Origin of the sequence: Enterobacter sp. RHBSTW-00593 (assembly GCF_013784105.1) — a bacterium.
GTDB classification, from domain to species: domain Bacteria; phylum Pseudomonadota; class Gammaproteobacteria; order Enterobacterales; family Enterobacteriaceae; genus Enterobacter; species Enterobacter ludwigii.
The window spans coordinates 3547450-3566779 of the sequence record NZ_CP056393.1 but is presented as its reverse complement, the minus strand read 5'-3'; the positions used below and the strand labels follow the sequence as shown (position 1 = coordinate 3566779).

Genomic DNA, 19330 nt, shown 5'->3' with positions numbered 1-19330 from the left:
AAAAGTGTGGATGCAATCGGTTACGCTCTGTATAATGCCACGGCAATATTTAACCACCCACCAGGTCAGAGATATTGCCCATGCTACGTATCGCTAAAGAAGCACTGACGTTTGACGACGTCCTCCTCGTTCCCGCTCATTCCACCGTTCTGCCGAATACTGCCGATCTCAGCACGCAGTTGACGAAAACGATTCGCCTGAACATTCCTATGCTCTCTGCGGCAATGGACACCGTGACTGAAGCGCGCCTGGCTATCGCCCTGGCACAGGAAGGTGGCATCGGCTTTATTCATAAAAACATGTCTATCGAGCGTCAGGCTGAAGAAGTTCGCCGCGTGAAGAAACATGAATCCGGCATCGTGTCTGACCCACAGACCGTTCTGCCAACCACCACCCTGCACGAAGTGAAAGCCTTGACCGAACGTAACGGTTTCGCCGGTTACCCGGTTGTCACCGAAGATAACGAACTGGTGGGTATCATCACCGGCCGTGACGTGCGTTTCGTGACTGACCTGAACCAGCCTGTCAGCGTATACATGACCCCGAAAGAGCGTCTGGTGACCGTCCGTGAAGGCGAAACCCGTGACGTCGTGCTGGCTAAAATGCACGAGAAGCGCGTTGAGAAAGCACTGGTTGTGGACGCGAACTTCCACCTGCTGGGCATGATCACCGTTAAAGATTTCCAGAAAGCAGAACGTAAACCTAACGCCTGTAAAGACGAGCATGGCCGTCTGCGCGTAGGTGCTGCCGTTGGCGCGGGTGCAGGTAACGAAGAGCGTGTTGACGCGCTGGTGGCTGCGGGCGTTGACGTACTGCTGATTGACTCCTCTCACGGCCACTCCGAAGGCGTTCTGCAACGTATTCGTGAAACCCGTGCGAAATACCCAGACCTGCAGATCATCGGCGGTAACGTTGCAACGGGCGCAGGCGCTCGCGCACTGGCTGAAGCAGGCTGCAGCGCGGTGAAAGTCGGTATCGGTCCTGGCTCTATTTGTACCACCCGTATCGTGACTGGCGTAGGCGTTCCGCAGATCACCGCGGTATCCGACGCGGTTGAAGCGCTGGAAGGCACCGGTATTCCGGTTATCGCTGACGGCGGTATCCGCTTCTCTGGCGACATCGCGAAAGCGATCGCTGCAGGTGCTGCAGCCGTCATGGTTGGCTCCATGCTGGCCGGTACTGAAGAATCCCCGGGCGAAATCGAACTCTACCAGGGCCGTTCTTACAAATCATACCGTGGTATGGGCTCCCTGGGCGCGATGTCCAAAGGCTCTTCCGACCGTTACTTCCAGAGCGATAACGCCGCTGACAAACTGGTACCGGAAGGTATCGAAGGCCGCGTTGCCTATAAAGGCCGCCTGAAAGAGATCATTCACCAGCAGATGGGCGGCCTGCGCTCCTGTATGGGGCTGACCGGCTGTGGTACCATCGACCTGCTGCGTACTAAAGCGGAATTCGTACGCATCAGCGGTGCGGGTATCCAGGAGAGCCACGTTCACGACGTGACGATCACCAAAGAGTCCCCGAACTACCGTCTGGGCTCCTGATAAATTTCCGCGCCCGGCTCATGCCGGGCGCTCTGTATTTGTTTCACTTGCCTCGGAATTAGCGTCAATGACGGAAAACATTCATAAACATCGCATTCTCATCCTGGACTTTGGTTCTCAGTACACTCAACTGGTGGCACGTCGCGTGCGTGAACTGGGCGTTTACTGTGAACTGTGGGCATGGGATGTCACGGAAGCACAGATTCGCGAATTCAATCCAAGCGGCATCATCCTGTCCGGCGGCCCGGAAAGCACCACCGAAGAGAACAGCCCACGCGCACCGCAGTACGTGTTTGAAGCGGGCGTGCCGGTATTCGGCGTTTGCTACGGTATGCAGACCATGGCCATGCAGTTGGGCGGCCACGTAGAAGGGTCTAACGAGCGTGAGTTTGGTTACGCGCAGGTTGAAGTCGTCACCGACAGCGCGCTGGTTCGCGGTATCGAAGACTCCCTGACCGCAGACGGCAAACCGCTGCTGGACGTGTGGATGAGCCACGGCGACAAAGTCACCGCCATCCCGTCTGACTTTGTGACCGTTGCCAGCACCGATAACTGCCCGTTTGCGATTATGGCGAACGAAGAAAAACGCTTCTACGGTGTGCAGTTCCACCCGGAAGTGACCCACACCCGTCAGGGTATGCGCATGCTGGAACGCTTCGTGCGTGATATCTGCCAGTGTGAAGCACTGTGGACGCCAGCAAAAATCATCGACGACGCCGTTGAGCGTATCCGCCAGCAGGTTGGCAATGACAAAGTGATCCTCGGCCTGTCCGGCGGTGTTGACTCCTCTGTCACCGCGATGCTGCTGCACCGCGCAATCGGCAAAAACCTGACCTGTGTATTCGTGGACAACGGTCTGCTGCGTCTGAATGAAGCACAGCAGGTTATGGATATGTTCGGCGACCACTTCGGTCTGAACATCATTCACGTGGAAGGCGAGAAGCGCTTCCTCGACGCGCTGGCCGGCGAGAACGATCCGGAAGCGAAACGTAAAATCATCGGTCGCGTCTTCGTTGAAGTGTTCGACGAAGAAGCGCTGAAGCTGGAAGACGTTAAATGGCTGGCACAGGGCACCATCTACCCTGACGTGATTGAATCTGCGGCTTCCGCAACCGGTAAAGCACACGTTATCAAATCTCACCACAACGTGGGCGGCCTGCCGAAAGAGATGAAGATGGGCCTGGTTGAACCGCTGCGTGAGCTGTTCAAAGATGAAGTACGTAAGATCGGCCTGGAACTGGGTCTGCCATACGACATGCTCTACCGTCACCCGTTCCCGGGTCCAGGTCTGGGCGTGCGTGTGCTGGGCGAAGTGAAGAAAGAGTACTGCGACCTGCTGCGTCGTGCGGACGCTATCTTCATTGAAGAGCTGCACAAAGCTGACCTGTACAATAAAGTGAGCCAGGCGTTCACCGTGTTCCTGCCGGTGCGCTCTGTCGGCGTGATGGGCGATGGCCGTAAGTACGACTGGGTTGTTTCCCTGCGTGCGGTAGAAACCATCGACTTCATGACCGCGCACTGGGCGCACCTGCCGTACGACTTCCTGGGCCGCGTCTCTAACCGCATTATCAACGAAGTGAACGGTATCTCCCGCGTGGTGTATGACATCAGCGGTAAGCCACCGGCTACGATTGAGTGGGAATGATTTTCCCCTGATATCACCCCAAACCCTCTGCTTGCGCAGGGGGTTTTTTATTCTCCGTTACTTCCCTTCGCCCAGCCGATATGCCAGCGCTACCACCAGCGACTGCACCAGGCACAGCGTCGCCGACTGCGAGCGAAACGCGTCAACCTGCGCCTCTTTCACCACAAAACAGAGATCGCTGAAGGTGGCCAGCGGGCTTATCTGACTGTCGGTGATCACAATCTGCCGCGCGCCGACGCTGGCGGCGGTTTCGCTGACCATCACCGTCTCTTCCGCATACGGCGAGAAGCTGATCGATACCACGATGTCCTGCGCCTTGATGCGGTTGATCTGCTCACGCAGCATCCCCCCCATTCCGTCGAGCAGAATAGGGCGGCACTCCAGGTGGCTCAGGGCGTAGGTCAGATAGGCGGCGACGCTAAACGAGCGGCGTAACCCGGCGATATAGATTGTGTCGGCGTCGGCCAGCAACTGCACGGCGCGCTCCAGCATCTCCGGCTCGGCGCGGGCAGCCAGCTGCTGGAGGGCCTGCGCATTTGAACGGGCGAACTCCTGCAAAATATCAAGCGGAGTTTCCGGGACGGCCTGACTTTCCATTTCGCGAAACAGCCGGGCGCGGTCACTGTAGCTGGCGGTCTCTTCCACCAGGTTCATGCGAAACAGCTGTTTCATCTCGTTGAAACCGGTGAAGTCAAAAGCATTGGCAAAACGGATCAGCGTTGACGGCGGCACATCGGCACGCTCGGCAATGACGGCGACCGTATCAAAGGCCACGCTGTTGGTATTATCCAGCACATAGCGGGAGACCTGCTGCAGCCTCTTGCTCAGGCTATCGTAGCGATCGCGGATTTGCTGCTGCAGCTCATTCAGGCTGGTTGCTGTGGTCATTTTACCCCCTATGCATAGTTTTATGATTCTAAACGCAAAACCGCGTCTTTTAAATGCCGGCCGTCCATCTGGCCTCAAAAATGAAACAGAAGCTTCACGCATTTCAACGCCTGAAATGCCTTAATAGCGCAGGCTGCACCGGTGATGGTGGCTGTTAACATAAAAATCCATCCTTGATCACAATAATCATCATTTATTTTATTTCAACTTAAAATGGAATATTTGTTTCATATATAGTGTGCAGGTAACAGTCACGTATCAACAGCGAGAGGTTAAGGATGGAGACGGTAGCGAATTTTATTCACGGCGAGTGTGTCACCGGTTCAGGCCAGCGCGTTCAGGCAATCTTCAACCCGGCCACCGGAGAGCAGATCCGCCAGGTGGTGATGAGTACGGCACAGGAAACCGAACAGGCGATTGCCGCAGCACAGCAGGCATTTCCTGGCTGGGCGCGTCATTCTCCACTTAAACGCGCACGCGTGATGTTCCGCTTCAAAGCGCTGCTGGAAGAGAACATGGAGCGCCTGGCCCGCATCATCAGCGAAGAGCATGGCAAAGTCTTCTCCGACTCGGTGGGCGAGCTGACCCGTGGCCTGGAAGTGGTGGAGTTTGCCTGCGGCATCCCGCATCTGCAAAAAGGTGAGCACTCCGCTAACGTTGGCACCGGTGTCGACAGCCACTCGTTGATGCAGCCGCTCGGCGTCTGTGCCGGGATCACGCCGTTTAATTTCCCGGCAATGGTGCCGATGTGGATGTTCCCGATTGCGCTGGCCACCGGCAACACGTTCGTGCTGAAGCCGTCGGAAAAAGATCCCTCTCTGGCGCTCGCGCTGGCAAAACTGCTGAAAGACGCCGGCCTGCCAGACGGCGTGTTTAACGTGGTGCAGGGCGATAAAGAGTCGGTTGACGTGCTGCTGACTGACCCACGCGTGCAGGCTGTGAGCTTTGTCGGTTCAACGCCGATCGCCCAATACATTTACGAGACCGCCTCCGCCCACGGTAAACGCTGTCAGGCGCTGGGCGGGGCAAAAAACCACTGCATCTTAATGCCGGATGCCGATATGGATATGGCGACGAACGCGATTATGGGCGCTGCCTTCGGCGCGGCGGGAGAACGTTGCATGGCACTGTCGGTGGTGCTGGCGGTGGGGGATAACACCGCTGATGAACTCTGTTCCCGGCTGGAAAAACAGATTGCCGCGCTGCGCGTCGGGCCGGGTCTGGACCAGACGCCCGAGAACGAAATGGGGCCGCTTATCTCCTCGGCACACCGTAACAAAGTGCTGGGTTATATCGACAGCGGGGAAACTCAGGGAGCCCGCCTGCGCGTGGATGGCCGTGGGTTCAGCGTGAAAGGCCACGAGCAGGGCTATTTTGTCGGACCAACGCTGTTCGATAACGTCACGCCGGAGATGACCATCTATAAAGAAGAGATTTTCGGGCCGGTACTTTCTGTGGTGCGTGTTGCAGATTACAGCAGCGCGGTGGACCTGATTAACCGGCATGAATATGGTAATGGCTCGGCAATATTTACCCGTGACGGTGGCTGCGCGCGCCGCTTCTGCGAAGAGGTGCAGGCGGGGATGGTTGGGGTGAACGTGCCGATCCCGGTGCCGATGGCGTTCCACAGTTTTGGTGGCTGGAAGCGTTCGATCTTTGGTGCGCTGAATGTCCACGGCAACGACGGCGTGCGTTTCTACACCCGAATGAAAACCATCACCGCACGCTGGCCGGAAATGCAGCAGGAGACTGGCGCTGCGTTCTCCATGCCGACGCTGGGCTGACAGGAGGTTTTATGCAAACCGAACGTATGACCATGGCTCAGGCCCTGGTCAGATTCCTTAATCAACAGTATGTCTCCATTGATGGGCACGAAACGCCCTTCGTGGAGGGCGTGGCGACCATTTTTGGTCACGGTAACGTGCTGGGTATAGGCCAGGCACTGGAGCAGGATCCTGGCCACCTGCAGGTGATGCAGGGGTGTAACGAACAGGGCATCGCCCATATGGCGACCGGATTCGCTAAACAGCATCGCCGTCGGCGCATTTTTGCCGTCACCTCATCCGTCGGGCCCGGCGCGGCTAATATGGTGACGGCCGCGGCGACCGCCACCGCGAACCGCATTCCGCTCCTGCTGTTACCGGGGGATATCTATGCCAGCCGCCAGCCCGATCCGGTTTTGCAGCAAATCGAGCAGTACCACGATCTCAGTATCAGCACCAACGACTGCTTCCGTCCCGTTTCACGCTACTGGGACCGCATTAACCGTCCGGAACAGTTAATGAGCGCGATGTTAAATGCGATGCGAACGCTTACTGACCCCGCAGCGACGGGGGCAGTGACCATTTGCCTGCCGCAGGACGTGCAGGGCGAAGCCTGGGATTATCCCCTGAGCTTCTTTGCGCGTCGCGTGCATCACATTGAACGCCGTCCGCCTGACCCCCAGCGTCTGGCCCAGGCACAGGCGTTGATTGCCCGTAAACGCCGTCCGCTGGTGGTGTGTGGCGGGGGCGTGCGTTATTCCGGCGCGCATGAGGCATTTCGGGAATTTGTCGAGACGCTGCAACTGCCGTTTGCCGAAACCCAGGCCGGAAAGGGGGCGCTGGTAAGCGATCATCCCCTTAATCTGGGAGGGATCGGTGTGACGGGCGGAATGGCCGCTAACCAGCTTGCACCCAGGGCGGATTTGGTGATTGGCATCGGCACGCGCCTGACGGACTTTACCACCGGCTCCAAAGCGCTCTTTTCCCATCCGGACGTCGAGTTCCTGCTTTTGAACGTCGCCGAGTTTGATGCCCTGAAACTGGATGCCACGGCGCTGATTGCCGATGCGCAAACCGGGCTGCACGCTTTAACGCAGGCGCTCCCGGCGTACCGAAGCCACTGGGGAGAGGAGATCGCTCAGGCGAAATCTGCCTGGCATGCGGAGTGCCAGCGCTTATGGGGCCGTCAGTGGCATCCCGACGATGCGCCTGAAGTGGCAGGGCACCTTGATGCGCAGCTGGCGGAATACGGTGAGGGGCTCAATACCCGCCTGACCCAGACGCGGGTGCTGGGGCTTATCAATCAACATATCGAAGATAACGCCATCGTTGTGGGCGCGGCCGGATCGCTGCCCGGGGATTTACAGCGCCTCTGGCAGGTGAAGACGCCGGACAGTTATCACCTGGAGTACGGCTACTCCTGCATGGGGTATGAGATTGCGGCGGCGATAGGCGCGAAGCTTGCCAGCCCGCATCAGCCGGTTTACGCCATGGTGGGGGATGGCTCCTACATGATGCTGCACTCCGAGCTACAAACCGCGGTGCAGGAGGGGATCAACGTCACCGTTTTGCTGTTTGATAACGCCAGCTTCGGCTGCATTAATAACCTGCAGATGGGGCACGGGATGGGGAGCTTCGGTACGGAAAACCGTCATCGAAACCCAGATTCAGGCCGGCTTGACGGGCCGCTGGTGAAAGTCGATTTCGCCCAGAACGCGGAAAGCTACGGCTGTCGCGCGTGGCGGGTCCACGACGAGCAGAGTCTGCTGGCGGCGCTGGAGGCGTCGCGGGCGCATCCTGGCCCAACGCTGCTGGATATCAAAGTGCTGCCAAAAACCATGACCCATGATTACGCGTCATGGTGGCGAACCGGTGATGCGCAGGTCGCGGGATCGTCTGCGGTGCGCAAAGCCGCCGAGCAAACCCAGGCGCAGCTGAAAAAAGCACGCCAGTATTAAGTTTTCCCGCCGTAACGAAATTTTCATTTCATTTTCCCCTCACCCTAACCCTCTCCCCAAAGGGGAGAGGGGATGGTGTAGTGCACTCTTTTCTCCCTCGCCCCTTTGGGGAGAGGGCAGGGGTGAGGGGTTAGTAGCACCTTCTTCCATGTTGTGAGATTGATAACAAAATTTATCTCAATCATCTCAAAAGTGTTAACCCGCACTCAAAAATATAATTTTCACTATTTATAAAAATGAAATAAATGTTTTATTTAAGGGGTCGTTAGTTCACAGCATTCACCAACACCGGGAGCCGTTATGTTTAACATTGCTTTACTGGGCGCTGGCCGAATTGGCCAGGTACATGCAGCTAACATCGCCAGCCACAGTGAGACCACGCTCTGGTCTGTGGTCGACCCGAATCAGGAATTTGCCACCCGCCTCGCCGCGCAATATCAGGCTCGTCTGCAGAGCCTGGAGGACGCGATGAGCGACCCAAACGTTCATGCCGTACTGATCGCGTCTGCGACGGACACCCACGCGGATCTGATTGAGATGGCCGCCCGCCACGGCAAAGCGATCTTCTGTGAAAAGCCGGTACACCTGGATCTTGCCCGCGTGCGCGACTGCCTGAAAGAGGTTAACGAGTACAACGTACCGCTGTTTATCGGTTTTAACCGCCGCTTTGACCCGCAGTTTCGCCGGGTCAAAACCGAGGTGCAGGCCGGGCGGATCGGTAAGCCCGAATCGCTGCTGATTATCTCCCGCGACCCGTCCCCGCCACCGGCGCAATATGTGCGCGTTTCCGGCGGTATGTTCCGCGACATGACCATTCACGATTTTGATATGGCGCGCTTCATCATGGGCGAAGAGCCGGTGTCGGTGTATGCCCAGGGCAGCAATCTGGTGGATCCGGCGATTGGCGAGGCGGGGGATATCGATACCGCGTTTATCGTACTGAAGTATGCCTCCGGCGCGATGGCAACCATCGTCAACAGCCGCCGCTCTTCTTACGGCTACGACCAGCGCCTGGAGCTGCACGGCTCAGAGGGCCTGCTGTGCGCGGGCAATATTCTTGAAAATCAGGTGCAGCACTACGGCAAACAGGGCTGCACCGGCGCGCTGCCGGAACACTTCTTCCTGCAGCGCTACAAATCCGCTTACGCCGCGGAATGGGAACACTTTGTTGCGGTGCTGCGCGGCGAAGCGACGCCTGACTGTAGCGGCGATGATGGTGAACGTGCGCTGTACCTGGCGGATAAAGCGCTGGAATCCCTGCGTAGCCAGCGTGAGATCGTCCTCTAAACACAACCACCCTACACAGAGAGACATAATAATGAAAAAACTGATCTTAGCCGCCCTTATCGCCATGACCGCCGGGGCAGCAATGGCCGAAAACGAGCAAATAGTTTTCAGTACACCAAACCTGGCGATGCCGTTTGAAGTTCACATGCAGCGTACCGCGGTAAAAGCCGCAAAAGAGATGGGCGTAAAGCTTCAGGTTCTGGACGGGCAGGGCAGCTCGCCGAAACAGGTCGCTGACCTGGAAAACGCCATCACCCGTGGTGCGCAGGGGTTCATCGTCTCCCCGAATGACGTCAATGCCGTCTCCAGCGCGGTGGATGAAATTCAGGATGCGAATCTGCCCGTTGTGACGCTTGACCGCTCCGTCGACAGCCAGAAGAAGGTGCCGCATTTTGGTGCCAACAACTACAAAGGCGGCCAGGCGATTGGCGACTTCGTTAAAAGCAAATTCCCCAACGGGGCAGACATTATTCTGCTCACCGGCCAGCCAGGTTCCTCCTCCAACATTGAACGTACCAAAGGGATCCGCGACAGCCTGAAGGCGGGCGGGGACAAGTACAAGATCGTTGCCGATCAGACCGGCAACTGGATGCGTTCTGAAGGGATGCGCATTGTGGAAAGCGTTCTGCCGTCACTGCCGAAACGCCCACAGGTGATCCTCTCCGCCAATGACGACATGGCACTGGGCGCAATTGAAGCGCTGCAGGGCCAGGGCGTGAAGCCAGGTGAAATTCTGGTGACCGGCTTTGATGCGGTCCCTGAGGCGCTGGCGCGCGTGCGCGACGGCTGGCTGGCGGTCACGGCGGATCAGCGCCCGGGCTTCGCGGTACAAACGGCGATGAGCCAGCTGGTGGCCAACGTGCGTGAGAAGAAAGCCATCACCGGCGCGGACTACCCGCCAACGCTTATCACCAAAGAAAATCTGCAGCAGGCTGAGCGCATCAGTGAGGCCGGTAACTGATTTATCCGGAGCCGCCGCGCAGGTGGCGGCTCACAATTAAGGAGGAGCAGACCGATGTCGCAACCCTTACTGAAAGTGACCGACCTGGCAAAAAGCTTTTCTGGCGTCTGGGCGCTGAGCAGCGCACAGCTCACCGTCGGTGCCGGGGAGATCCACGCGCTGCTGGGTGAGAACGGAGCGGGGAAATCCACGCTGTTGAAAGCCCTGGCGGGCGCACAGCCGCAAACGCGCGGGGATATCTGGTTCAACGGCGACACGCTGCCGGTGGATGATTCACCGGTTGAGCGGCAGAACAAGGGCATTATCACTATCTATCAGGAATTTAACCTGCTGCCCAATATGACCGTCGCGGAAAACATGTTTCTCGGGCGCGAGCCGCGTAAACGTAACCTGATTGTCGACGAAAAAGCGGTGAACCAGGAGGCGCAGGTGATCCTCGATTATCTGCAGTTGAACGTTGCGCCAACCACGCCTGTCGCCCGTCTGAGCGTAGCCCAGCAGCAGATGGTCGAGATTGCCCGGGCGCTGACGCTGAACGCCAGGCTGATCATCATGGATGAACCCTCCGCGGCGCTGAGCGACAGCGAGGTGGAAAGCCTCCACCGCGTGGTGCGCGAGCTGAAAAACCGGGGGGTGAGCATTATTTACGTTACCCACCGACTGCACGAAGTTTTCCAGCTTTGCGATCGCTTTACCGTTTTCCAGGACGGCCGTTTCACCGGCAGTGGCGCCGTGGCGCAAACCAATGTCGAGCAGCTGATCCGTCTGATGGTGGGGCGTGACGTGGCCTTTAATCGTCGTCCCGCCAGCGAAACCCATCATGAAAACAAGCCGGTCCGCCTGGCAGTAAAAGGGCTGAGCCGCGAAAAACCGCCGCTGGATCCGCACGGCATTGCCCTGCATGACATCAGCTTCCATGTCCACGCCGGAGAAGTACTGGGCATTGCCGGCCTGGTGGGTGCAGGGCGCACCGAAGTGGCGCGCTGCCTGTTCGGGGCGGATGCCTTTACCTCGGGCAGCTTTGAGCTGGACGGCGTCCCGTATCAACCGCGCGACCCGATGTACGCCCTTGAGCAGGGCATCGCGCTGGTCCCGGAAGATCGCAAGAAAGAGGGGGCGGTGCTGGGGTTATCGATTCGCGACAACCTGTCGCTCTCCAGTCTCTCTTCTCTGATGCAGTGGCGCTGGTTTGTGAATACCCGCAAAGAGGACGATCTGATTGAGTCCTACCGCAAGGCGCTGCAGATCAAAATGGTCAACAGCGCGCAGGAGGTGCGCAAGCTCTCCGGCGGTAACCAGCAGAAAGTTATCCTGGCGCGCTGCATGGCGCTGAACCCTCGGGTGCTGATTGTCGATGAGCCGACGCGCGGTATCGACGTGGGCACCAAGTCGGAAGTGCACCAGGTGCTGTTTGATATGGCCAAACAGGGCGTGGCGGTGATCGTGATCTCCTCCGATCTGCCTGAAGTGATGGCGGTATCCGATCGGATCATCACGCTCAGTGAAGGCCGGGTGACTGGTGAGATCCACGGCGACGACGCTAACGAAGAGCGGCTGATGACGATGATGGCCATCAACCACAACGCCCTCAACGCGGCATAACGGAGTTTTCCATGACGCAGATGATTTCTAAAACGCAGGTTCCGGTGAAACGCAGCGGACGCCTCGATCCCATCGCCTTCTTCGAGCGCTTCGGGGTACTGATTTTCATGATCCTGCTGCTGATTTTCTTTCAGTCGCAGAACAGCAATTTTTTCTCTGAACGCAATATTTTCAACATCCTGACCGAGGTGTCTATCTACGGGATCATGGCCGTGGGGATGACCTTCGTTATTCTGACTGCCGGTATCGATCTTTCTGTCGGCTCCATCCTGGCGGTCTGCGCCATGACCGCCGCATACGTGATTAAGGGCGACAACTTCACCACCGTTGATCCGAACGCCTGGGGCGGCATGAGCTGGCTGATTGGGCTGGGGATTTGTCTGGCGATGGGCACGGCGATTGGCTTCCTGCACGGCCTGGGCGTAACCCGCCTGCGCCTGCCGCCGTTTATCGTCACGCTCGGCGGGATGACCATCTGGCGTGGCCTGACGCTGGTGATCAACGACGGCGCGCCCATTGCAGGTTTCGACCCGGGTTACCGCTGGTGGGGACGCGGGGAGCTGCTTGGCATCTCCATTCCAATCTGGATTTTCGCCATCGTGGCGCTTGGCGGGTACCTGGCGCTGCATAAAACCCGCTGGGGACGCTTCGTCTATGCCATCGGCGGTAACCCGGAGGCAGCGCGCCTGGCGGGGGTCAACGTGAAACGCGTGCTGGTGAGTGTCTATGTGCTGATTGGCTGTCTGGCGGGACTGGCGGGCTTCATTCTCAGCGCTCGTCTTGGCAGTGCGGAAGCGGTCGCCGGGATCTCCTTTGAACTGCGCGTTATCGCCTCGGTGGTCATCGGCGGCACTTCGCTGATGGGCGGCTATGGACGCATCGGCGGCACCATCATTGGTTCCATCATTATGGGGATCCTGATTAACGGTCTGGTGCTGATGAACGTCTCGGCCTATTACCAGCAAATAATCACCGGATTAATTATCGTTCTGGCGGTGGCATTCGACACCTATGCCAAGAGCCGTCGCGGCGCATTGTGAGGATCAGGATGAAAGAGGTTCGTATTGGATTGATTGGCACCGGGTATATCGGCAAGGCGCATGCCATCGCCTATGCCCAGGCGCCGACGGTATTTACCCTGCGCGGCAAACTGGTGCGCGAGATGGTTGCGGAAGTGACGCCCGCGCTGGCGGCAGAGCGGGCGCAGGCCTTTGGCTTCAACCGCTCAACCGGCGACTGGCGGGCACTGGTGGCTGACCCGGCGATTGATGTCGTGGATATATGCTCGCCCAACCATCTGCATAAAGAGATGGCGCTGGAGGCCATTCGCCACGGTAAGCATGTCTACTCGGAAAAGCCGCTGGCGCTGAATGCCCATGACGCACGTGAAATGGTGGACGCCGCGAAGCGGGCAGGGGTGAAAACGCTGGTGGGTTTTAACTACATGAAAAACCCGACGGCACAGCTGGCGAAAGAGATCATCGCCCGCGGCGAGATTGGCGAGGTGATCCACTTCTACGGTACCCACAACGAAGATTATATGGCCGACCCGCTTTCTCCCATTCACTGGCACTGTTTTAAAGAGACCGCCGGGCTGGGTGCACTGGGGGACCTGGCGGCGCATATCGTCAACATGGCGCAGTATCTGGTCGGGGACATTCAGCAGGTCTGCGGTGATTTAAAAATTGTTGTGCCTGAACGCCCGGCGCAGGCCGGTTCGTCGCAAAACGTTGCGGTTGAAAACGAAGATCAGGCGCACGCGATGGTCCGTTTCGCCGGCGGAGCACAAGGGGTGATTGAAACGTCCCGCGTCGCCTGCGGGCGCAAGATGGGACTGTCGTATGTGATAACCGGCACCAAAGGGGCCATCAGTTTTACCCAGGAGCGGATGGCGGAACTGAAGCTCTATCTGCATGACGACCCGGTAAACCGCCAGGGATTCCGCACGCTGCTTGTGGGTCCGTCACATCCGGACTATGGCGCGTTTTGCATGGGAGCGGGCCATGGTATCGGTTTTAACGATCAAAAAACGGTGGAAGTACGCGACCTGGTCGACGGTATTGCCGCTGATGTGCCGATGTGGCCGGACTTTGAAGAGGGCTGGAAGGTTTCGCGGGTGCTGGATGCCATCGCACTCTCACACCAGGAAGGCCGCTGGCTGAACGTGAACGACATTGTCTGATGAGGTATCAACGTGGAAAAGCAGTTTGATGTGATATGCATGGGCCGCGTGGCGGTAGACCTCTACAGTCAGCAAATTGGTGCCCGTCTTGAAGATGTGTCGAGCTTCGCGAAATATCTCGGCGGCTCGTCCGGCAACGTGGCCTACGGGACGGCGCGTCAGGGGCTGCGCTCATCGATGCTGGCACGCGTCGGTGATGAACATATGGGACGCTTCCTGCGAGAAGAATTACACCAGGTGGGCTGCGATACCAGCCATCTGATCACCGACAAAGAACGCCTGACGGCGCTGGTGCTCCTCGGCATTAAAGACCGGGACACCTTTCCACTGATTTTTTATCGCGATAACTGCGCGGATATGGCCATCACGGCCAGCGATGTGGATGAACGCTACATTGCCTCCGCACGGTGCCTTGCCATCACCGGGACCCATCTCTCGCACCCTCAGACCCGTGACGCGGTGTTGACGGCGCTTAACTATGCCCGCCGTCACGGTGTTCGTACGGTGCTGGATATCGACTACCGGCCGGTACTGTGGGGGCTGACCTCATTAGGGGACGGGGAGACGCGCTTTATTGCCGCAGAAAACGTGACCCGTGAACTGCAGGAGGTGCTGCACCTTTTCGACGTCATTGTCGGCACCGAAGAAGAGTTCCACATTGCAGGTGGCAGTACCGATACCCTGCAGGCGCTGGGTCGCGTGCGCGCCGTGAGTAACGCTACGCTGGTTTGCAAGCGTGGCGCGCTTGGCTGTTCGGTGTATACCGACGCTATACCACCCCGGCTGGATGAGGGTCTGACGGTGACCGGCGTGCGCGTTGAGGTGCTGAACGTGCTCGGTGCGGGCGACGCGTTTATGTCAGGCCTGCTGCGCGGCTACCTTAACGACGAAGGCTGGGAGCAGGCCTGCCGCTATGCCAACGCGTGTGGTGCGCTGGTGGTGTCCCGCCACGGCTGTGCCCCGGCGATGCCGAGCAAGGCTGAGCTGGACGACTACCTGTCGCGTGCGGCGTCGGTGCCGCGTCCCGATCTTGATGCGCGCCTGAACCATCTGCACCGCGTCACCACCCGCCGCCGTGAGTGGCCGGAGCTGTGCGTGATGGCCTTCGATCATCGCAGCCAGCTGGAAGATATGGCGTTGCAGTGCGGGGCATCCCTGAAGCGCATCCCAGCGCTGAAGCAGCTTATTCTGCAGGCCAGCCGTGAGGCGGCCAGCAGCGCAGGGCTTGAGGGCAAAGCCGGTCTGCTGTGTGACGGCACTTTTGGTCAGGACGCCCTGAACGCGATTACCGGTGAAGGGTGGTGGATAGGCCGCCCTATTGAGCTGCCGGGCTCCCGGCCGCTGGAGATGGAGCACGGTAACATCGGCACGCAGCTCATCAGCTGGCCGCAGGAGCATGTGGTGAAATGCCTGGTCTTTTTCCATCCGGAAGATGCGCACGGCCTGCGTCTGGAGCAGGAGCAGAAAATCGCAGAGGTCTACCACGCCTGCTGCCAGTCCGGTCATGAACTGCTGCTGGAGGTGATCCTGCCTGCCAGCATGCCGCGCAGCGATGAGCTTTACCTGCGCGCCATCTCGCGTTTTTACAACCTGGGGATTTATCCCGACTGGTGGAAACTGCCGCCGCTCTCTGCCGATGGCTGGACGGCGCTGAGCGAGATTATTGAACGTCGGGATCCACACTGTCGTGGCGTGGTGATCCTCGGGCTGGACGCCCCGGCTGAGCAGCTTCGTGCTGATTTTAAAGCCGCCTCGGGACACGCGCTGGTGAAGGGCTTTGCCGTAGGACGCACGCTGTTTGGCGATGCGTCCCGTGCATGGCTGAAACACGATATTGACGATGCGCAGCTGGTGGCACGCATCCGGGACAATTACCTGCAGCTTATCGCCTGGTGGCGCGAGCGCGGACACGCATAATTCAGGAGACGACAATGAGTGTGCAATTAGGCATTAACCCGCTGACATGGACGAACGACGATCTGCCTTCACTCGGCGCGGAGACGCCGCTGGATACCTGTCTGAGCGAAGGGAAAGAGGCCGGTTTTGCCGGTTTCGAACTGGGCAATAAATTCCCGCGTGAGGCGCGCCTGCTTGGCCCCATTTTGCAGCGCCACGATCTGCAGCTGGTATCCGGCTGGTATTCAGGGCGTCTGCTGGAGCGTAGCGTGGAGGAGGAGATTGCCGCCGTGCAGTCCCACCTGACGCTGCTGCGCGAACTGGGGGCAAAGGTGCTGGTATTCGCCGAAGTGAGCGGCTGTATTCACGGCGAGCAACAGACGCCGGTTCATCTTCGCCCGCGCTTCCCGCACGGGCGCTGGAAAGAGTACGGTGAGAAGCTGACCGCTTTTGCCCGCTACACGCAGCAGCAGGGGGTGCAGATTGCCTACCATCACCATATGGGAACGGTCATTGAGTCCGCTGAAGATGTCGATAACCTGATGACCCATACCGGTGAAGAGGTGGGCCTGCTGCTGGACACGGGCCATCTGACCTTTGCCGGGGCTGATCCGCTGGCGGTGGCCCAGCGCTGGGCATCGCGCATTAACCATGTTCACTGCAAAGACGTGCGCGCCGACGTGCTGGCGGACGTCAAAAACCGCAAAACCAGCTTCCTTGATGCGGTGCTGAGTGGGGTCTTCACCGTACCGGGTGACGGCTGCGTGGACTATCCGCCCATCATGCGACTGCTGAAGGCGCAGGATTATCACGGCTGGCTGGTGGTGGAGGCGGAGCAGGATCCTGCTATCGCTCACCCGCTGACCTACGCCCGTCTGGGGTATAACAACCTGAGCCGCATGGCGCGCGACGCCGGGCTTATCTGAGGAGGTGACATGTCACGTCTGTTATCACGCTGGCAACCGCCGAGTGCGGAGGGCCGCACCCAGTCCGTCACGCCGGAACGCGCGGGCTGGGGATACGTTGGCTTTGAAGCGTATGAACTGCAGGAGGGGCAGACGCTGACGCTGCCCGCCGTCAGCGAAGAGCGCTGTCTGGTGCTGGTGGCCGGACGGGCCTCTATCAGCACACCTACCGCGCAGTTTACTGACATCGGCGAGCGGATGAGCCCGTTTGAGCGTATAAAGCCCTGGGCGGTCTACGTCACGCCGCAAGAGACGGTGCAGATTAAGGCGCTGACGACGCTGGAGCTGGCGGTCTGTGCCGCACCCGGCAAAGGGACCTTCCCGACACGGCTTATCGCTCCGCAGGATATCGACGCGCAGGCGCGCGGCAAAGGCCATAACCAGCGCTACGTGCACAACATTCTGCCGGAAGATCAACCCGCCGACAGCCTGCTGGTGGTTGAGGTCTGGACCCACGAAGGCTGCACCAGTTCATACCCGAGCCATAAGCACGATACGGATAATCCACCGCAGGAAACCTACCTGGAGGAGACCTACTATCATCGCCTCAATCCCGGGCAGGGGTTCTGCATGCAGCGGGTCTATACCGACGACAGGTCGCTGGATGAGTGTATGGCCGTTTATAACCGCGACGTGGTGATGGTGCCGAAGGGGTACCATCCGGTGGCGACGCTGGCTGGTTATGACAGCTACTATCTCAACGTGATGGCCGGTCCGGTGCGAAAATGGATGTTCACCTGGGAAGACGATCACGCGTGGATCAACCGCGACTATCCACGTTGACGTTGCAGAAGCCCGCACCCCGCGGGCTTTTTTTATCAACATTATCCTGTCTTGCGCGTTACCCACCAGAACACCAGCGCCACCAGGCTCACCGCTGCGCCAGTCAGGCAGACGCCCTGCCAGCCCGCGATGGCATACGTCATCGTGGTGCTCAGCGCGCCCAGACCGCTGCCGACGGCATAAAACAGCATGTAAAGCCCGACCAGCCGGCTATGCGCCTCGGGGCGGGCACGAAAGATCAGGCTCTGGTTGGTGACATGCAGCGCCTGCCCGCCCAAATCGAGCAGCACGATGCCAATGAGCAAAATGCCGAGCGAACGGTCCATCAGTGAAATCGGCCACCACGCCAGGAGTAACATGACCAGTGCAGCCGCGCTGGTGCGCCGGGCATATCCTCGATCGGCCCACTCTCCGGCCCGGGTTGCCGCTAACGCGCCTGCCATTCCGGCCAGGCCAAAAGCACCAATGGCGGTATGCGATAAGTTATAGGGTGGGGCACTTAACGGCAGCACCAGAGCGCTCCAGAAAATATTGAACGCAGCGAACATCAGTAAAGCCAGTACGCCGCGCACCTGCAGGACTTTTTCTTCCCGCAGCAGGGTCAGCATTGAGTGAATCAGGCGCGGGTAACTCATCGTTTCAGGCACCGCAGGCAAGCGGGGCAGCCTCCACCACAGCGGAAACGCAATAATGACCATCAGCCCGGCGGCAGAGAGATACACGCCGCGCCAGCCCGCGATATCACTGATGCCTCCGGAGACGACGCGGGCCACTAACAGGCCCATAAATACCCCGCCTTGTGCCGCACCAATAACGCGGCCTTGCTCATGCGGCGACGCGGCGTTGGCCGCATAGGCGATAAGCCCTTGCGTCATGGCCGTTCCTGCCATGCCGGTGGCGAGCATACCCGCCAGCAGCATCGTTGACGTCTGCGCCATGCTGACCGTGACCAGTGCGGCGACCAGTACGACAAGCTGTAGCGCCATCAGACGCCGGCGATCCACTTTATCCCCCAGAGGAACCACGAACAGCAGAGCCAGAGCACAGCCAATCTGCGTGGCGGTGACCACGCCGCCAATGGCACCATGGCTGATGCCAAAGTCTCTGGACAACGCGTCAAGCAACGGCTGTGCGTAATAGACGTTGGCCACGCTTAAGCCGCTGGCGAGGGCGAACAGCCACACCAGGCTACGCGGCATGTCGCCTGAGCGGACGTGCCCGGTTTTTCGATCTGACGGTAGTGGTGACGCGTGTGACATGTTCAAATCCTCGCCCTGGGTAAAGTGGTTTTAAAAAGAAACCAGTTGAAGGCTAGGCTATGCAGTTTTAAAATGCAACCAGTTATTGTTGACTGACCTGCCGGGGTAACGCTGTGCCGTCTCGTAAACCGATTGAACAGGAATTCTGTCCCGTTGCCCGCAGCGTCGATCTGATTGGCGATCGCTGGTCGCTTCTGATTGTGCGTAATGCTTTTGACGGCATGCGCCGTTTCGGGGATTTTCAGCGGGATCTCGGGGTTGCGCGTAACATTCTGGCTGACCGGCTGCGCAAGCTGGTCGACGCGGGCATTCTCGCGATGCAGGGGGCGTCGGACGGTACGTCGTATCAGGAATATGTCCTGACGGACAAAGGCGAAAGCCTGTTTCCCATCGTCGTTGCGCTTCGCCAGTGGGGAGAGCAGCATCTGTTTGAACGCGGGGAGCGCCACTCGCTGTTGATCGACAGGCGTACCGGCAAGCCGGTTCCCCTGATGGCGCCAGCAGCGCAGGATGGAACGGCGCTGAAGGCGCAAGATACTGACGTGCAGAAAGTGACGTAACCCGACGCTCTGCAAGCCCGCGCTACGCGGGCTG

15 protein-coding genes are annotated in these 19330 nt (G+C 59.0%); 13 read left to right on the top strand and 2 right to left on the bottom strand.

The genetic code is table 11. The features are described from left to right. The first annotated feature begins 80 nt into the window (after window positions 1-80). The gene (gene guaB / locus HV242_RS17015) at window positions 81-1547 is read left to right on the top strand and encodes an IMP dehydrogenase (RefSeq protein ID WP_020883040.1); all 1467 of its coding nucleotides are present in this window, start codon (window positions 81-83) and stop codon (window positions 1545-1547) included. Window positions 1548-1614: 67 nt separating this feature from the next. Then, window positions 1615-3192, top strand: coding sequence for a glutamine-hydrolyzing GMP synthase (gene guaA / locus HV242_RS17010; protein WP_014171154.1), 1578 nt, complete (start codon window positions 1615-1617; stop codon window positions 3190-3192). A gap of 57 nt (window positions 3193-3249) precedes the next feature. Here the strand turns inward: guaA and HV242_RS17005 are convergent, their stop codons facing one another. Next, window positions 3250-4080, bottom strand: a complete 831-nt coding sequence (locus HV242_RS17005; protein WP_044868301.1) for a MurR/RpiR family transcriptional regulator — start codon at window positions 4078-4080, stop codon at window positions 3250-3252. 278 nt (window positions 4081-4358) lie between these two features. Here HV242_RS17005 and HV242_RS17000 point away from each other — a divergent pair, with 278 nt between their 5' ends. The 10 genes from HV242_RS17000 (at window position 4359) to iolB (ending at window position 17477) form a co-directional block, all read left to right on the top strand. After that, the gene (locus HV242_RS17000) at window positions 4359-5864 is read left to right on the top strand and encodes a CoA-acylating methylmalonate-semialdehyde dehydrogenase (RefSeq protein WP_050737164.1); all 1506 of its coding nucleotides are present in this window, start codon (window positions 4359-4361) and stop codon (window positions 5862-5864) included. Between the two features lie 11 nt (window positions 5865-5875). Next, window positions 5876-7801, top strand: coding sequence for a 3D-(3,5/4)-trihydroxycyclohexane-1,2-dione acylhydrolase (decyclizing) (gene iolD, locus HV242_RS16995; protein WP_047356610.1), 1926 nt, complete (start codon window positions 5876-5878; stop codon window positions 7799-7801). Window positions 7802-8101: 300 nt separating this feature from the next. Continuing rightward, window positions 8102-9088 (top strand): inositol 2-dehydrogenase, encoded by a 987-nt coding sequence (iolG, locus tag HV242_RS16990; RefSeq protein ID WP_047356609.1) that lies wholly within the window; start codon window positions 8102-8104, stop codon window positions 9086-9088. Between the two features lie 31 nt (window positions 9089-9119). Continuing rightward, window positions 9120-10049, top strand: a complete 930-nt coding sequence (locus HV242_RS16985; RefSeq protein ID WP_020883045.1) for a sugar ABC transporter substrate-binding protein — start codon at window positions 9120-9122, stop codon at window positions 10047-10049. 54 nt (window positions 10050-10103) lie between these two features. Then, window positions 10104-11651 (top strand): sugar ABC transporter ATP-binding protein, encoded by a 1548-nt coding sequence (locus HV242_RS16980; RefSeq protein WP_014171148.1) that lies wholly within the window; start codon window positions 10104-10106, stop codon window positions 11649-11651. 11 nt (window positions 11652-11662) lie between these two features. Continuing rightward, window positions 11663-12691: an ABC transporter permease gene (locus HV242_RS16975; RefSeq protein WP_014171147.1), complete on the top strand. Its 1029-nt coding sequence runs from the start codon at window positions 11663-11665 to the stop codon at window positions 12689-12691. An 8-nt stretch (window positions 12692-12699) separates the two neighbouring features. Next, entirely contained in the window at window positions 12700-13833 is a 1134-nt protein-coding gene (locus tag HV242_RS16970) for a Gfo/Idh/MocA family protein (protein ID WP_020883047.1), read from the top strand. Between the two features lie 12 nt (window positions 13834-13845). Next, entirely contained in the window at window positions 13846-15750 is a 1905-nt protein-coding gene (locus HV242_RS16965) for a bifunctional 5-dehydro-2-deoxygluconokinase/5-dehydro-2-deoxyphosphogluconate aldolase (RefSeq protein WP_032680495.1), read from the top strand. A 14-nt stretch (window positions 15751-15764) separates the two neighbouring features. Then, window positions 15765-16655, top strand: coding sequence for a myo-inosose-2 dehydratase (iolE, locus tag HV242_RS16960; RefSeq protein WP_047743065.1), 891 nt, complete (start codon window positions 15765-15767; stop codon window positions 16653-16655). 9 nt (window positions 16656-16664) lie between these two features. Beyond that, window positions 16665-17477 carry a 5-deoxy-glucuronate isomerase gene (gene iolB / locus HV242_RS16955; RefSeq protein WP_044867668.1) on the top strand — a complete coding sequence of 271 codons (813 nt, stop codon included), beginning with the start codon at window positions 16665-16667 and terminating at the stop codon, window positions 17475-17477. Window positions 17478-17518: 41 nt separating this feature from the next. On the opposite strand, the gene HV242_RS16950 is transcribed toward iolB, so the two are convergent. Further along, window positions 17519-18736, bottom strand: coding sequence for an MFS transporter (locus HV242_RS16950; RefSeq protein ID WP_047743061.1), 1218 nt, complete (start codon window positions 18734-18736; stop codon window positions 17519-17521). 113 nt (window positions 18737-18849) lie between these two features. Here HV242_RS16950 and HV242_RS16945 point away from each other — a divergent pair, with 113 nt between their 5' ends. Then, complete coding sequence (locus tag HV242_RS16945; RefSeq protein ID WP_040018117.1) at window positions 18850-19296, top strand: winged helix-turn-helix transcriptional regulator; 447 nt, start codon at window positions 18850-18852, stop codon at window positions 19294-19296. Window positions 19297-19330 lie beyond the last annotated feature (34 nt).

What these genes read in the sequence shown, in the direction of transcription:
- guaB (WP_020883040.1), top strand. Translation starts at nt 81, where the DNA reads ATGCTACGTATCGCTAAAGAAGCACTGACGTTTGACGACGTCCTCCTC.
- guaA (WP_014171154.1), top strand. Translation starts at nt 1,615, where the DNA reads ATGACGGAAAACATTCATAAACATCGCATTCTCATCCTGGACTTTGGT.
- HV242_RS17005 (WP_044868301.1), bottom strand. Translation starts at nt 4,080, where the DNA reads ATGACCACAGCAACCAGCCTGAATGAGCTGCAGCAGCAAATCCGCGAT.
- HV242_RS17000 (WP_050737164.1), top strand. Translation starts at nt 4,359, where the DNA reads ATGGAGACGGTAGCGAATTTTATTCACGGCGAGTGTGTCACCGGTTCA.
- iolD (WP_047356610.1), top strand. Translation starts at nt 5,876, where the DNA reads ATGCAAACCGAACGTATGACCATGGCTCAGGCCCTGGTCAGATTCCTT.
- iolG (WP_047356609.1), top strand. Translation starts at nt 8,102, where the DNA reads ATGTTTAACATTGCTTTACTGGGCGCTGGCCGAATTGGCCAGGTACAT.
- HV242_RS16985 (WP_020883045.1), top strand. Translation starts at nt 9,120, where the DNA reads ATGAAAAAACTGATCTTAGCCGCCCTTATCGCCATGACCGCCGGGGCA.
- HV242_RS16980 (WP_014171148.1), top strand. Translation starts at nt 10,104, where the DNA reads ATGTCGCAACCCTTACTGAAAGTGACCGACCTGGCAAAAAGCTTTTCT.
- HV242_RS16975 (WP_014171147.1), top strand. Translation starts at nt 11,663, where the DNA reads ATGACGCAGATGATTTCTAAAACGCAGGTTCCGGTGAAACGCAGCGGA.
- HV242_RS16970 (WP_020883047.1), top strand. Translation starts at nt 12,700, where the DNA reads ATGAAAGAGGTTCGTATTGGATTGATTGGCACCGGGTATATCGGCAAG.
- iolE (WP_047743065.1), top strand. Translation starts at nt 15,765, where the DNA reads ATGAGTGTGCAATTAGGCATTAACCCGCTGACATGGACGAACGACGAT.
- iolB (WP_044867668.1), top strand. Translation starts at nt 16,665, where the DNA reads ATGTCACGTCTGTTATCACGCTGGCAACCGCCGAGTGCGGAGGGCCGC.
- HV242_RS16950 (WP_047743061.1), bottom strand. Translation starts at nt 18,736, where the DNA reads ATGTCACACGCGTCACCACTACCGTCAGATCGAAAAACCGGGCACGTC.